The sequence below is a fragment of the Sphingopyxis bauzanensis genome, from assembly GCF_002205675.1.
Lineage (GTDB): Bacteria > Pseudomonadota > Alphaproteobacteria > Sphingomonadales > Sphingomonadaceae > Sphingopyxis > Sphingopyxis bauzanensis.
In genome coordinates, this window is sequence record NZ_NISK01000004.1 from 235,348 (window position 1) to 250,190 (window position 14,843).

A 14,843-nucleotide genomic window follows, 5' to 3' on the forward strand; every position below is an offset into this window, starting at 1 on the left:
AGATGATTCAGGGTCCATGGCCTGCCCTCGAAACCGGCGCAGCACAGGCCGATAGTTCGGGTCATGGATGCTGAAACAAGTCCAGCATGACGAAGCGGGAATGAAGCTTTGGTTCAGCCAACCTATTCCGCCGCCATCGCCATTTCGACGCGCTGCGGTCCGCGGATCACCCCGCCAGGGGTTGGTCCTTGCATTGCGCCGTCGCGGAAGGTCACTTCGCCCGACTTGATCGTGGCGACATAGCCGTCGGCCTTTTGCAGCAGGCGCTTGCCGCCCGCGGGCAGGTCGAACGCCAGCCACGGCTTGCCAAGCTTGATCGCGTCCATGTCGATGACATTGAGATCGGCGAGATAGCCGGGCGCGAGCACACCGCGGTCCTCAAGCCCGTAGAGCAAGGCGGTGTCGCGGCACTGGCGCTTGACCGCATGTTCGAGTGCAATCCGCTTGCCCGCGCGGTCGCGCACCCAATGCTGGAGCATGAAGGTCGGCGAGGCCGCGTCACATATCGTCCCGCAATGCGCGCCGCCATCGGACAGGCTATTCACCGTGTCGTCGGCATGCTGCAAATCCTCGAGGAAATTGAGGTTGCCGTCGCGGTAATTGAGGATCGGGAAATAGATGAAGCCCTTGCCCTCGTCCTTCATCAGCAGGTTATAGGCATATTCGTCGGGCGAAACGCCCGCCGCGGTGGCGCGCGCCATGATGCTTTCGTCCATCTTCGGCTCGTAATTGAAGTCGGGGTCCATTTCGAACTGCACCGGCCAGCCGAGCGCGACGATTTTCAGGAAGTCGATGATGTCGCTTTCGGGCCAGACATTCTTCTCAGCGATCATGCGCGCCTTGAACGCCGGATCGCGCAGCTTTGCGAGCTGCTGCTCCCACGGCAGGTCGATGATTTCGTTCCATGCCGGCTTGAAGCGGAACGGGTGGACCGTCCCCTGCCACGCCATGATGATGCCGTTGCCGCGCAGCGCGATCTGCGCGACGATGTTGGCACCGGTCGCATTCTGGCGGCGCATTTCCTCGATTTGCTCCTCTAGCGGCAGTTCCTTGGCGATCGACTGGAGCGCGGCGAAGGTCACCGGCAGCCCGGTTTCGCGGCTGAGATCGCCCATCCACTGAAATTCGTTCCACTCGCGCTTCAGGTCGCTCGCCATTTCGAACACACCATAACCGACGCGCCCCATCGCGCGGCCAATCGCTATCAGTTCCTCGGCGGTCGCGGTGGTGCCGGGGACGAGTTCGCCGTCGATCGATTTGTGGAGCACGGTCCGGCTGGTCGAAAAACCGAGCGCACCGGCGCGGATGCCCTCCTCGACGATGCGCGACATTTCGGCGATGTCGGCTTCGGTCGGGATCGCGCCGGGTTTCTCGCGGTCGCCGAGCACATAGGCGCGCACTGCGCCGTGCGGGACGTGGCACGCGACGTCGACGGTGCGCGGCAGTTTCTCCAGCGCGTCCATATATTCGGGGAAAGTCTCCCAGTCCCACGCCATACCCTCGGCGAGCGCAGTGCCGGGGATGTCTTCAACGCCTTCCATTAAGCTGATCAGCCATTCGTGGCGGTCGGGCTTGGCGGGCGCGAAGCCGACGCCGCAATTGCCCATGACGACGGTCGTGACACCGTGCCAACTCGATGGTGCCATTTCGGCGTCCCATGTCGCCTGGCCATCATAGTGCGTGTGGACGTCGACGAAGCCGGGGGTGACGATCTTGCCGCTCGCGTCGATTTCGTCGCGCCCGGCGCCGAGATTTTCGCCCACCGCGACGATGCGATCGCCATCGACCGCGACATCCGCGACAAAGGGGGTGCCGCCCGAACCATCGACGACAGTGCCGCCGCGTATCACCAGATCAAACATCCCGACTCTCCCGATCTTTTTAGTTTCACGGAGAAACCTATCATCAAAATTGCGATATGCAAATAAACGGGCGAAGCCGCTGCGATGCTGTTATACCGATGCGATACACCACGGGAGTCGATGCCATGATCCGTCCGCTTACCCTCGCCCTGCTGCTCGCCCTGTCGGCGACCCCACTAGCCGCCAAAGTTGCCGCGCCGACGGACTATGCCGCAGCGCTCGCCGATCCGGCGCGCCCCGCCGCCGACCGCGAACGCGATGCGGCGCGCAAGCCCGCCGAGCTGCTGGCGTTCGCGCAGATCGCGCCGGGTGAACAGGTCGGCGATTTTGTGATGGGCGGTGGTTATGTCACGCGCCTGCTCGCCGCGGCGGTCGGCCCGACGGGCAAGGTCCACGCCTTCCAGCCCGCCGAGTTCATCACCTTTCGCAAACAATATGGCGATGATCAGGCCGCGGTCGACGCCGCCTATGCCAATGTCGATGCCGTCGCCAGTCCGTTCGCCGCACCCGCCTTTGCCACACCGCTCGACACGATCATCACAGTGCAGAATTTCCACGACCTCTATCTGAAACCCTTTCCCGAAGGCACCGGCGACAAGGCGAGTGCGGCGCTGTTCGCGGCGCTGAAACCCGGCGGGACGCTGGTGATCGTCGATCATAGCGCCGCCGACGGCACCGGCACGACGCAGGCCGACAGCCTGCACCGCATCGACAAGGCGGCGGTGGTCGCGGCGCTGACCAAGGCCGGATTCAAACTTGAAGCCGAAAGCGATCTCTACCGTCTCGCCGACGATCCGCGCACGACGAACGTCTTCGATCCCGCAATCCGCAGCAAGACGGACCAGTTCACTTTGCGCTTCCGCAAACCGAGTTAGGACCAGCATGGCCGACGATGATTATGTCTATGACGAGGCGAGCGGCGAATGGATGGCGGCGGGCGACATCGCTGCGCGCGATGCCGCCGATGCCGCCGGACCCGAGGTGCGCGACGCGGTCGGCAATCTGCTCACGGACGGCGACAGCGTGGTGCTGGTCAAGGATCTGACCGTCAAAGGCGCGGGGCAGACATTGAAGGTCGGCACGGTGATCAAGTCGATCCGCCTGACCGGCGACGATCAGGAAATCGACTGTCGTCACGAGGGGATCAAGGGGCTGGTGCTGCGGGCGGAGTTTGTAAGAAAGCGGTAGCCCTCCCCTCCCTGCAAGGGAGGGGAAGCTTACCCTAGCGTCCCCCGCCTTGGCCCCAGATACCCGAACAGATACGCGCCCACCTTGCGCATCTGGATCTCCTCCGCCCCCTCGGTGATCCGGTACCGCCGGTGGTGGCGATAGATATGCTCGAACGGCTTGTGGCGCGAATAACCGATGCCCCCATGCACCTGCATCGCGCGGTCGGCGGCTTCGCAGCACAGCCGGTTCGCCCAATAGTTGCACATGCTCACCTTGTCGGACAGCGTGTGCTCGATCTCCTTGTGCGGCGTGTTGTCCATGTCCCACGCGGTCTTGCGGATCAGCAGCCGCAGCATCTCCGCCTGCGTCGCCAGCTCGACGAGCGGGAACTGGATCGCCTGATTGCGCGCTAGCGCCTCGCCGAACGGCTTGCGCTGGCGGGCATATTTGACGCTTTCCTCGATACAGAAGACCGCGGCGCCCAGCGACGACGCCGCCTGCCGGATGCGGTTCTGGTGGACGAAACTCTGCGCGATCGACAGCCCGCCGCCAACCGGACCGAGCCGCGCGCTGTCGGGTACCCACACATTGTCGAAGGTCATCCGCGGATGGTCGGTCGGCATGTTGAAGGTCCACATATATTCGTCGACCGTCATCCCCGGCGTCCCCGTCGGCACGAGCAGGCAGGTGATCCCCTTCGCATCGCCGTCCTGGCCATCGGTGCGGCAAAAGGTCGCGCAGTGGGTCGCGACGTGCATGCCAGTGATCCACATCTTGCGCCCGTCGATCCGCCAGCCGTCGACGCCGTCGCGCGTTTTGCGCACCCCGCGCGTTTCCATATGCGTCGCGTCCGATCCATGGTCGGGTTCGGTCAGGCCGAACGCGGTGCGCCGCTTGCCCTCGAATCCGCCGAGGATGAACTCCTGCTTCTGCTCCTCGCTCGTGGCGAATTGTTCGAACATCTCGACGAAGGGGAAATTGCCGACGATGCTATGCTCATTCTGCAGGTCGTTGTGCAGCCCCAGCCCCTTGGCGGCGAAATGCTCGCGGATCACCGCCATCCATAGGTTCGACCCGTCCTGCCCGCCATATTTCTTCGGCGCCGAGAAACGCCAGTGCCCCGCGGCATCGGCCTTGCGCGTGGCTTCGCGCAGCAATTGCTCCCACTCGTGCCGCGGCAACCCCTGATTGTCCCAGTCGGTGCGCGCATGTTCGCGGCGATGGTCGAAGAAGCGGATATTGTCGTCGGCGTCCTCGAGCGGCTTGATCTCGGCCTCGATAAACGCATCGAGTTCATGCAGATACGCTTGCAAGTCGGCGGGCATCGCAAAATCCATGTCTCTCTCCCTGTTATTCTTGACCGCCCCACGTTTCTCGGGCGCGGGCGAGCGCAGCATATTTGGGGCTGTCGACCGCGCATTTGTCGAGCACCGCGCGCCGCAGTTTCGCGATCAGGCCGGGCTGAGCGAGGGTGGTCGCGCCGCTTAGCAGGGCATCAGCCAAAGCTCGGTGCTCGGCGCGCACACCGGCGTCGAGATCGCGCTTCACGATCCCCAGCGCGTTCATCGCCACCGCAACCTGAAACTTCGCATGACCCTCGGCGTCGGGCTTGATCGCATCCGCCAGCCAGTCGCGCACCGCCTGCACTATCTCGCCGTTGGTCGGCTCGCCGATTGGCGCCGGAGCAACAGAAGACGGCGACGGCAGCGCGCGATCGCGCTCGGCCGCTGGCGCTTCGGCCTCAAGCAGCAACAGCAGGTCAAGCTCCTGCTCGGCCGTCCGCCGCCCCACGACGACGCGTTCGACCGTCGGATCGGCGCCGCTTCGCCACGCCTGCCCCATCTGCAAACAGCCGAGCGCCCACCACAGAGTGCGATAGACGAGCCAAAAATGAAAGCGCTCGCGGTCGACCTTCGCACCGCCAGCTGCTTCATAGGCCGCGAAATAATCGTCGAGGCTGCCGACGCCGAACGCGGGGTGATCGATCCGCCCGAACCGCCACACCGTCATGCACCCGAACGCCAGATCCTCATGCGCATCGCCGCGATGCGCAAGCTCCCAGTCGAGCACGACGGCCAGCCCGTCCGCATCGACCATGATATTGCCCATGCGGTAATCGCCATGCACCAGCACCGGCTCGGCAGGCGTCGGCAGATGCTCTTCACACCATTTGATCGCCAGCGCGATGACCGGCCGATCGCCGCCGTAGTCCAGAAACCGCGTCTTGAGCTCGGCCAGCGCCGCAGCGGTATCCATCAACGGGATCGCGGCAGGAATCGTCGCGGCCGGAATGGCATGAATACGCGCCAGCTCGCGCCCGAGATCGGCCAGCATCGACGGCGGCGGATCGGCCAATATCTTCGCCGGATTCACTTCGGCAATCACCCGCCGCATCACATAGCCGGTACCTATGCCGTCGTTATCCGCGAGTACTCCAACAACCTCGGGCGCTCTCACCCCCGCGCCATGCGCCGCGATCACCAGCGCCGCCTCGTCAGCATGGCCATAGGGTCGCCCCACCATATAATCCGCCGACGGCGCGCGGCGCAGCACATAAGCGCCGCCCGCCCAATCGAACGCCCAGCTTTCCATATTTGCACCGCCCGACAGGCGGGTGAGGCCCGACAGGTCGCCGGGGCCGACGGCTTTGGCCATGAACGTGGACAATGGCGCAGCAAGTTCGGTCATTCAAAGACCGATGCGGGTGAAAAACGGGTAGTGCAACCCGCCAATTTCTTCATTGCTAAGAAAGCTAAGCTTCTACGGCGGATTATAAGATGAATGTTACGGTGTTCAGCCAATAGGAGGCAACGGGCGTTCCATCCGCATCCAGCGCCGATTCGAACTCGGCATTGCGCATAATCGCTTTGCAGACGGCATCGTCGAACGCTTTGGGCCGTGTCGATTGCTGGATATGACATGCGGTGGGTTGGCCGTCGGTTCCAACGTTCAACCGGAAATGAACGATCGCACGCTTGCCGTCCATGATCATGGCAGGCGGATAATCGCGCGGTTTGACCCATTGGCGCGGATCGGATTTCGGCGTCGCCGCTCGCGTCAGATTGGCGTGTTTTGCGACATCGATCCCCCAATGATAGAGCAGTTCGTCGGTGCATTTTCGCATCGCCGCCAGCGGCCCGCTCAACGGTCCGGTTTCCAGGATAAAGGGTTGGCGGAGACCTTTGGTCACCTCGACATAGGCTGCCGCGGCTTCCTGTTCGGGGGTGATGTTGGAAAATTTGAAAGAATAGTTGCCCGCCTTGAGCGCGGCCTCATAAGCCGCCACCTCTTCTGGTGAGCGCGCCGCAATGCGCACCGCGTCGCGAATGATCAGCGCCGGCGTCTTGTCGGCCGTCGCCGCGGGAAAAAACTCGACCTCCTGCGCCGCCTCGGCCGGGCCGAACCGGATCTGAACGGACCCGTCGCTGCGGCTGGTGTAGGCGGGCTTGCCCGTAAAGCTCAACCGCAATGGATCGCCCGGCTGATAACGATTGGCGACCAGCACGACCTTGTGATCGCCTTCGCCAAAACTGCGGCCCATGCTGCAATTGTCGTTACCATAATGGACGTTCCATTTGGAACTCGGCGCCAGCCGGATCGGCTCTTTGGCTACGACGGTGCCCGACGATGCACAGGCTATCCCAAGGGCTGCCATCACCGCGTTGCGCACCGTTGTTTTCATTGGCCGAATGTTACCTGCGACGCATGACCATGCAAGCAAACGTTACAATGACCCATAAGATCCATAATCCTCCACATGCGCGTTCGATCGCCGAAAACTGGTAAAGCTCATGCTCGCCGACAGGTCGAGCGCTTCGACCTGGTGCCACCAGCCGACTGGCAGGAAGATCGCTTCGCCGGGGCCGATAATCGTTTCGAGCGTCGGCGGCGTGTCGTCATCGCCGGGTCCCGCAGGTAGTGCCGCATTGCCCCAATCGGAGAAGCAATGGCGACTGTTGCGCATCCGGGCAGAGGCCCAGGGCGGCGCCAGGCTTACCCGCTTGCGGCCGATCACCTGGACCAGCAGATTGTTTGTCAGGTCGTGATGCCACGGGGTCAGTGTGCCGCGCGGCCCCAGCCAGAAAAAACCGTCGCGAGGCCGGCTGTCGTCGAGCAGCGCGATCGGCGCCATATCGTCCCACAGCGGGGCGAGCGCCGCGGCGTTGGTGCCGCTGTTGTAGGCGGTCAGGTAAATGTCGTTGCTCGCCTCGTCCTTGCGCAGCCAGTCGAGCAATTCGCCGAAATGAACGAGGCGGCGGTGATCGTCCTTGGCCATTTCATAATCGGGATCGCGGTTACGCTCGACCTGCGCTTCGACGACGGCATCGCCCGCAACGGAGGCAAAATGATCGAGCGACCAGCGGGTCAGCGCCGGCCAATGATCGACGATCCCGGCCATTTTGGCCGGTCGGTTCGCTTCATAATAATGGCGATAGAAATGATCGGGATCGGGCGCGCCGAGCGTGTTAAGGGAAAAACCCTCGTCTGCTTCCAGGGCCAACCGCTTCAGATTGGCAAACAGCCAGCGCTGCTTGGCCATGCGCGCCGCCTGACGACGCAGTTGGGCCGCCATCGGGTCCTTGGCCAACCGGTCAATTTCATATTTCGCCGCCGCCGCCGATATCCCCGCCGTCACCAGCCGCGCGTGCAGCGCTGCGTCATCATCACCGGCCGCCAGGCCTTCGGCCAGCAAGGTGCGTTTGTCGGCTTGGGGCATGATCGACTCCTTGCACCTGCTCAAGGGCATCATGATGTCAAAAGAATGACAATATCGGCGCGCCCCACGCCACGGTGACTAAGGCGCGTCTGCGGCTTCCGTTTCCGGCTCCGATGCCTCCGCCGCGGTCAGCGCGCCGTTCTGAATCAGCCATTGCGGGTGGTCCGCCTGCACCGATGCCATAATCCGGTCGACCGCCGCCGCAACCTGGTCGCCCTCGGCCTCGCGGTCGCGCTGGACGACGACGCGGCGCGCCTGCGCGTCGATCAACACGCGGTCGCGGCGTACCAGCTCGCCGACGGTCAAGCTGGCCAAGATCGTGCCGCTGTCGGCTTCGCGCTGCTCCAGCGTTGCGATACGCTGGTTCAACCGCTCCTCAAACTGCACCGCAGCGTTGGTCTGCTGGCGCAGCTGGACGATATTGACGCGCACATTGCGGTCGAGTTCACTGCGGACATTGCGCGCCAGCCGTTGATTGAGCTGCGAAGCATATTGATCGACAAGCACGACGCCGTCCACGGCGATGTCGTCATTTTCGACGCGCACGGTCAGCGTATCGATGCGATCGCCCTCACCCAGCAGGCTATCGAGTTTCGCCTGCACCGTCGTGCGCGCGCGCAGCTCGCGCGCGATGTTATTCAGCGACAGCGCGAGCGGGATCGACAGGATGCCCAGGGTGACGATGATCCCGATCACCTGCATCGCCGTGTGCTGCGGCGTCAGCGACGGCCCGAAACGGTTGAGCCGTGCGATGCCGGTCGCCGCAAACGCAATTGCCAGCGTATTGGTGAGGAACAGCAGCGCCGCACCCAATGCGAAGTCGAAGCGGCCCGTTGCCAGACCAAAACCGATTGTCGACAACGGCGGCACCAATGCGGTTGCAATCGCAACGCCCACCATCACCCCCGACAGCTTGCGCATGATCGCATAGACCCCGGCGATCCCGCCGACGACCGCGACCCCCAGGTCGAGCAGCGTCGGCTGGGTGCGCGCGCGCAATTCGGGTGTGACATCCTGGATCGGCGACACCCAGATGATCAGCATCGCAACGATGATCGCGACCGCCATCCCGGCCGCCATCGTCACCAGCGACCGTTTGATCAAATTGCTTTCGAGCGTCGCTAACCCGAAGCCAACCCCCATGATCGGACCGAGCAGCGGCGACACGAGCATCGCGCCGATCACCACCGCCGCCGAGCCTTGCAGCAGGCCCAGTGTCGCGATCGCCGACGACAGGGTAATCAGCAGCAGGAATTTCTGGTTGAGCCGCGCATCGCGCGCGACGCTGGCGAGGACCAGCGCGCGGCCATGGACGTCTTCCGCGGCGCCATCATCCTCGTCGTCGTCGACTTCGAGGCCTATCCCCGGACGCGCCGACCGGCGACCCCCGGCATTGAACGGGGCGTCGCCGAGGCCGGGGACTCCAGGATGGTTGCCGGCCACCGACAGGACCGTTTTAGATCTTGCCGGTCAGTTCGGGGACGGCATTGAACAGGTCGGCGACGAGGCCGAAGTCGGCGACCTGGAAGATCGGCGCGTCTTCGTCCTTGTTGATCGCGACGATCGTCTTCGAATCCTTCATGCCCGCAAGATGCTGGATCGCGCCCGAGATCCCGATCGCAAAATAGACCTGCGGCGCAACGATCTTGCCGGTCTGACCGACCTGATAGTCGTTGGGGACATAGCCGGCATCGACCGCAGCGCGGCTGGCACCGAGCGCGGCGTTCAGCTTGTCAGCGAGCGGGACGATCACTTCCTGATACTTCTCAGATGAGCCCAGCGCGCGGCCGCCCGACACGATGATCTTCGCCGAGGTCAGCTCGGGTCGCTCCGACTTGGCGATTTCGGCGCCGACGAAGCTCGAGATTCCGGCATCGCTGCCCGCGCCCACGGCTTCGACCGTACCCGAACCACCGCTGGTCGCCGCCTTGTCGAACGCGGTGCCGCGAACGGTGAGGACCAGCTTCGCGTCCGAGCTTTCGACGGTCGCGATCGCATTACCGGCGTAGATCGGGCGGGTGAAGGTCTTCGGACCCTCGACCGACAGGATCTCGCTAATCTGCATCACGTCGAGCAGCGCCGCGACGCGCGGCGCGATATTCTTGCCGGTCGTCGTCGCGGGCGCGAGGAACGCGTCGTGCGACGCCATCAGCTCGGCGACGAGCGGCGCGACATTTTCGGGCAGATTATGATCGAAGGCGGCGTTGTCGGCGACATGCACCTTGCCCACACCGGCAATCTGCGCGGCTTCCTTGGCGACCGCATCGACGCCGCTACCAGCGACGAGAAGATGGACTTCGCCGAGTTTCGACGCGGCGGTGACTACTGCGAGCGTGGCGTCCTTGACGGCCTTGCCGTCATGTTCGACCCAAACGAGCGTTTTCATGAATGCACTCCCATAGCCTTGAGCTTGCCAACCAGTTCATCGACATCGGCGACCTTGACGCCCGCCGAGCGGACCGGCGGCTCCGAAACCTTGACCGTCTTGACCCGCGGCGTCGTATCGACGCCGTAATCGGCGGGGGTCTTGGTATCGAGCGGCTTCGACTTCGCCTTCATGATGTTGGGCAGCGACGCATAGCGCGGCTCGTTGAGGCGGAGGTCGGTGGTGACGATCGCGGGAAGCTTCAGCTTCACCGTCTCGAGACCGCCGTCGACTTCGCGGGTGACCGACACATGGTCACCATCAACGTTGACCGCGCTGGCAAAGGTGCCCTGCGCCCAGCCGGTGAGCGCAGCGAGCATCTGGCCGGTCTGGTTGTTGTCGCCGTCGATCGCCTGCTTGCCAAGGATGACAAGGCCCGGCGCTTCGGCGTCGGCAATGGCTTTGAAAATCTTGGCGAGCGCGAGCGGTTCGACGTCGTCGTCGGTCTGGACCAGGATCGCGCGGTCGGCGCCCATAGCAAGCGCGGTACGCAGCGTTTCCTGTGCCTTTTGCGGGCCGACGCTGATCGCCACAACCTCGGTCGCGACGCCCTTTTCCTTCAGGCGGATCGCTTCTTCGATACCGATCTCGTCGAACGGGTTCATCGACATTTTGACGTTCGCCAGATCGACGCCGGTGCCGTCGGATTTGACCCGCGGCTTCACATTATAATCGAGCACCCGCTTCACGGGGACGAGGATTTTCATGGGCTCTTGGCTCCTCTCAGCAAATTGTGCACTGCGCCATAATTGCGCTTTACGTAAACGTCAACCTGGCTCTTCTCTCCTGGGGGGAGAGGACAGGGAGACTTGGCAGCTTGCTGCCTGTCCGCAAGTCTTCGCAGCCCTTTCCCCAAGGGGAGAGGGAGATACATCAAGCCGCGCGGACTTCGGCGACAATCTTCTTCGCCGCATCACCCAGATCGTTTGCCGCGACGATCGGCAGCCCCGAATTGGCCAGGATGTCCTTGCCCTGCTGCACATTTGTGCCTTCGAGGCGAACAACCAGCGGCACCGACAGATTCACTTCCTTCGCCGCCGCGACGATGCCGTCGGCGATGATGTCGCACTTCATGATCCCGCCAAAGATGTTGACGAGGATGCCCTTCACCGCGGGGTCTTTCAGAATGATCTTGAACGCCGCAGTGACCTTTTCCTTGCTCGCGCCGCCGCCGACGTCGAGGAAGTTGGCAGGGAATTCGCCGTTCAGTTTGATGATGTCCATCGTCGCCATCGCAAGGCCCGCGCCATTGACCATGCAGCCGATGTTGCCGTCGAGCTTGATATACGCCAGGTCATATTCCGACGCCTCGACCTCGGCCGGGTCTTCTTCGGTCAGGTCGCGCAGCTCGGCCAGATCCTTGTGGCGGAACATCGCATTGCCATCGAACGCGACCTTGGCGTCGAGCACAAGCAGCTCGTCGCCGTCCTTGCCCTCGCACACGGCGAGCGGGTTGATTTCGATCTGTTCGGCATCGGTTCCCAGGAATGCGGCGTACAAACCGGCCAGAACCTTGGCGGCCTGTTTCGCCAGATCGCCCGACAAGCCAAGCGCCGCGGCGACGCTGCGGCCATGGTGCGGCTGGAGCCCGGTGGCGGGGTCGATGGTGATCGTGTGAATCTTTTCCGGCGTGTCGTGCGCGACGGTTTCGATGTCCATGCCGCCCTCGGTCGACGCGACGACCGCCACGCGGCTCGAACCGCGATCGACGAGCAGGGCAAGGTAGAATTCCTGCTTAATGTCGGCGCCATCGGTAATGTAAAGCCGATTGACCTGCTTGCCCGCTTCGCCCGTCTGAATCGTCACCAGCGTGTTGCCGAGCATGTCTTTCGCGTGCGCTTCGACCTCTTCGATGGTCTTGGCGAGCCTGACGCCCCCCTTCGCATCGGGACCGAGCTCCTTGAACTTGCCCTTGCCGCGACCACCTGCATGGATCTGCGATTTCACGACGTAAAGCGGCCCGGGGAGCTGCTTTGCCGCGGCGACGGCTTCTTCGACGCTCATCGCGGCAATGCCCTTGGGCACCGCGACGCCATATTTCGCGAGCAGTTCTTTCGCCTGATATTCGTGGATGTTCATGAGGTCTGCCGGGCCTTTCGAGTCTTGGGGCGGGGAGAATTGCCGCCGCCTAAGCACAAGTTGGCGGGCAAGGCTACCCCGCAGCGCCCCAGATATTCTTGACTAGCGAAAAGCGCAGAGCGCCGCCGAGCTGGTCGTCACCGTCAATATCTCGGGGTCTTTGAGCGCGCGGACCTTGTGGAGGAACTGGTTGAGCGACAAATCGCTCATCCGCTTGTCCTTCAGGCTCGACAGCGAGCCGAGGCGGCGCAGCTGGACCAGCGACAGCCGGTCGACCATCCGTTCGGCCATGCACGATGCGATCGATTGGGACAGGCCTGCATTGACCAGACCGGTGCGCAGCCGCGCTTCGGGGGTCGCACAGGCTACCAGCGCGAGTAGCGGCAACGACAGAACAGCGATCCGCATCAGAGATTATCTTCCATGAAATTCGGCAACCGCGCTCGACACCGCCTGCATCAACGCCATCCGCGCGGGGATTGGCGAGGTGGTAGTCCCCAACATCACGACGATCGCATAGCGGGTGCCGTCGGGCGCGGTGGCGATGCCGATGTCGTTATAACCCGCGGTCATCCCGCCCAGATTCTGCCCCGTCCCGGTCTTGTGCAGGAATTTCCAGCCGGGCGGCAGACCGGCCTTGAGCCGCCTCGGCCCGCTTTTGGTCCGGCTCATCACATCGAGCAGGTATTCGGTCGATTCGGGTGAGAGCAACGTCCCGCGCGCCAGCCGCGCAAGCGCGCTGGCGATCGCCGTCGGGCTTGCGCCATCGATCGGATTGGCGAGATAATTGTCCATCGCGGCGCGGCGGGTCGCGGGGGACAGCGCCGACCGCGCAGCCTCGAAATTGCGGCCGACCGAATAGCTTTGCTGCCACGACATTCCGGCGATGCCGCTTTGCAGCAAGCGTTCGCCGGGGCCGAAACGGATCGCGCCCAGATCTTTCTTGGACAGATAGGCGCGCACTGCACCCGGCCCGCCGATGGTGCGCAGCAGGCTGTCGTTAGCGGTATTGTCGCTTTGCGTGATCGCGGTTTCGATCAGGCTGCGCACGGTCATGGTCACCGACCCCTGCGCACGGACGCGCGCGGCGAGCGGCTGGTAAAACAAGGTCAGATCTTCGGGACCGATCCGCACTTGTTGGTCGAGCCGCAGCCGACCCTGATCGACCGCATCGAGCGCGGTCAGCGCGACCCAAAATTTCGACACGCTCTGCTGCGGGAAAAGGTCGCCGCCGCGCTCGGCAAGCGCCCATTCGCCGTCGATGCGCTGCACAGCGATGCCGGTTTTGCCCGGAAAGGCGCGCCACAGGAAATGGATGCGCTCGCTGAGCCCGGCTGGGGGGCGGCGAAAGCCGGGATCGAGCGGGCCGGCGGGGCGCGGCATCGTCGATCGTACCGGCTGGCCGATCGGGACGGTCACCGATCCCGCGGGTCGCGGCAGAACGGCGGGGCGCGGCGTCGCGGTCTGCGTGCGCGGCGTCGGGACGACCGCGGCGCTGCTGACGCAACCCGCGAGCACGGCGGCGCTCATCGTGATGGCGAGGAGCGGCCGGCCCGATAACGCAAACTTCATGAAAACCCCGCAACCTTCGACTTGTACAAAATCCCCGAGCCATCTGCTCTCGCACGTGGGCTGGGGGGACCAGCAGTTTGCGACGAATGATTCCTCAGGCGCGACGAGTGGGGGAAGGGTGAAACCGTCAGGGTGCCGGGGTCGCGCGCACCATCGCCGGGAACAGCCGCTTGAACGCCGCGAGCTTCGGCGCGTCCCAGCGGACGATATAGCCGTTCGACGGATTGCGGCGCATGAAATCCTGGTGATTGGCCTCGGCGCGGTAAAAGCGCTTGTAGCTTTCGACCGGGACGACGATCGGCCGCGCGAAATATTTGCCCTTGCCGATCTGCGCCAGATAGCTCGTCGCGACCTGGCGCTGGGTTGCGTCGAGCGGGACGATCGCAGCGCGATATTGCGACCCGACGTCCGGCCCCTGACGATTCTTCAAGGTTGGATCGGCGACTACCGAAAACAGGACACGGAGCAAGGTGCCATAGCTGACCTGCGTCGGATCATAAACGATCCGCACCGCCTCCGCATGGCCCGACTTGCCGTCGTGTGTCAGCTCATATTTGGCGGTCGCGGCGCTCCCGCCATGATAGCCCGATTCGACCGAGATCACGCCCTTCACATTGGCAAAGACGCCCTCGACACCCCAGAAACAGCCGCCGGCAAGCACCGCTGTCGCGCGCTTCGCCTTGACCGCCGGATCAACGGCGGCGGCGGGCAGCTTGACGACACTTTCGGCCTGCGCCGGGGTGCATTGCGCCACGATCGCCCCCGCGACGATTGTCGCGATGATACGGCTGAACGGTGCGCCGCGGACTTGTGTCACGCGGGGATCGGCAGCGCGGGCTGGTTGAGCACGATATAGGTCGCGCCAATCGCGAAACCGGCGAGCATCGACAAAAACCAGTCGGAGCGGAAAAGGTTGAGCATGGGGAGCCTCTTTTTTCATCTGTTATGGTTCGCGGCCAAAACCGCTTTGGTTACACCGACGATATGGCGCGCCCCGACCAACCGTGCAGTGATGACC

General features: G+C 63.7%; 14 protein-coding genes. 2 read left to right on the forward strand and 12 right to left on the reverse strand.

Annotated elements, in window-relative coordinates; genetic code table 11:
• Nucleotides 1-122 precede the first annotated feature (122 nt).
• A complete protein-coding gene (locus CDQ92_RS16635; RefSeq protein ID WP_088442743.1) occupies nt 123-1,862 on the reverse strand; it encodes an N-acyl-D-amino-acid deacylase family protein in 1,740 nt (579 codons plus the stop codon).
• A 125-nt stretch (nt 1,863-1,987) separates the two neighbouring features.
• Here CDQ92_RS16635 and CDQ92_RS16640 point away from each other — a divergent pair, with 125 nt between their 5' ends.
• Together CDQ92_RS16640 and CDQ92_RS16645 are read left to right on the forward strand one after the other, a co-directional pair.
• Complete coding sequence (locus tag CDQ92_RS16640) at nt 1,988-2,737, forward strand: class I SAM-dependent methyltransferase (protein ID WP_088443404.1); 750 nt, start codon at nt 1,988-1,990, stop codon at nt 2,735-2,737.
• A gap of 7 nt (nt 2,738-2,744) precedes the next feature.
• Nucleotides 2,745-3,050: an alkylphosphonate utilization protein gene (locus CDQ92_RS16645; protein WP_088442745.1), complete on the forward strand. Its 306-nt coding sequence runs from the start codon at nt 2,745-2,747 to the stop codon at nt 3,048-3,050.
• Nucleotides 3,051-3,079: 29 nt separating this feature from the next.
• Here the strand turns inward: CDQ92_RS16645 and CDQ92_RS16650 are convergent, their stop codons facing one another.
• The 11 genes from CDQ92_RS16650 to msrA form a co-directional block, all read right to left on the reverse strand.
• A complete protein-coding gene (locus CDQ92_RS16650; protein ID WP_088442747.1) occupies nt 3,080-4,369 on the reverse strand; it encodes an acyl-CoA dehydrogenase family protein in 1,290 nt (429 codons plus the stop codon).
• Nucleotides 4,370-4,382: 13 nt separating this feature from the next.
• Nucleotides 4,383-5,720 (reverse strand): phosphotransferase family protein, encoded by a 1,338-nt coding sequence (locus CDQ92_RS16655; RefSeq protein ID WP_088442749.1) that lies wholly within the window; start codon nt 5,718-5,720, stop codon nt 4,383-4,385.
• An 82-nt stretch (nt 5,721-5,802) separates the two neighbouring features.
• The gene (locus CDQ92_RS16660) at nt 5,803-6,714 is read right to left on the reverse strand and encodes an energy transducer TonB (RefSeq protein ID WP_088442751.1); all 912 of its coding nucleotides are present in this window, start codon (nt 6,712-6,714) and stop codon (nt 5,803-5,805) included.
• Nucleotides 6,715-6,756: 42 nt separating this feature from the next.
• A complete protein-coding gene (locus CDQ92_RS16665; protein ID WP_158213882.1) occupies nt 6,757-7,749 on the reverse strand; it encodes a cupin-like domain-containing protein in 993 nt (330 codons plus the stop codon).
• A 78-nt stretch (nt 7,750-7,827) separates the two neighbouring features.
• Nucleotides 7,828-9,192, reverse strand: coding sequence for a DUF389 domain-containing protein (locus CDQ92_RS16670; protein ID WP_088442755.1), 1,365 nt, complete (start codon nt 9,190-9,192; stop codon nt 7,828-7,830).
• Between the two features lie 13 nt (nt 9,193-9,205).
• Entirely contained in the window at nt 9,206-10,135 is a 930-nt protein-coding gene (locus tag CDQ92_RS16675) for an electron transfer flavoprotein subunit alpha/FixB family protein (RefSeq protein ID WP_088442757.1), read from the reverse strand.
• On the reverse strand, nt 10,132-10,881 hold the full coding sequence (locus tag CDQ92_RS16680; RefSeq protein ID WP_088442759.1) for an electron transfer flavoprotein subunit beta/FixA family protein: 750 nt from the start codon (nt 10,879-10,881) through the stop codon (nt 10,132-10,134). The genes CDQ92_RS16675 and CDQ92_RS16680 overlap by 4 nt, the downstream gene beginning before the upstream one ends.
• Before the next feature lie 166 nt (nt 10,882-11,047).
• Nucleotides 11,048-12,253, reverse strand: coding sequence for an ADP-forming succinate--CoA ligase subunit beta (sucC, locus tag CDQ92_RS16685; RefSeq protein ID WP_088442761.1), 1,206 nt, complete (start codon nt 12,251-12,253; stop codon nt 11,048-11,050).
• 102 nt (nt 12,254-12,355) lie between these two features.
• A complete protein-coding gene (locus CDQ92_RS16690; RefSeq protein ID WP_088442763.1) occupies nt 12,356-12,661 on the reverse strand; it encodes a hypothetical protein in 306 nt (101 codons plus the stop codon).
• A gap of 6 nt (nt 12,662-12,667) precedes the next feature.
• Nucleotides 12,668-13,825, reverse strand: coding sequence for a serine hydrolase (locus tag CDQ92_RS16695; RefSeq protein WP_088442765.1), 1,158 nt, complete (start codon nt 13,823-13,825; stop codon nt 12,668-12,670).
• Nucleotides 13,826-13,952: 127 nt separating this feature from the next.
• Nucleotides 13,953-14,642: a peptide-methionine (S)-S-oxide reductase MsrA gene (gene msrA, locus CDQ92_RS16700; protein ID WP_229667381.1), complete on the reverse strand. Its 690-nt coding sequence runs from the start codon at nt 14,640-14,642 to the stop codon at nt 13,953-13,955.
• Between the last annotated feature and the right edge of the window lie 201 nt (nt 14,643-14,843).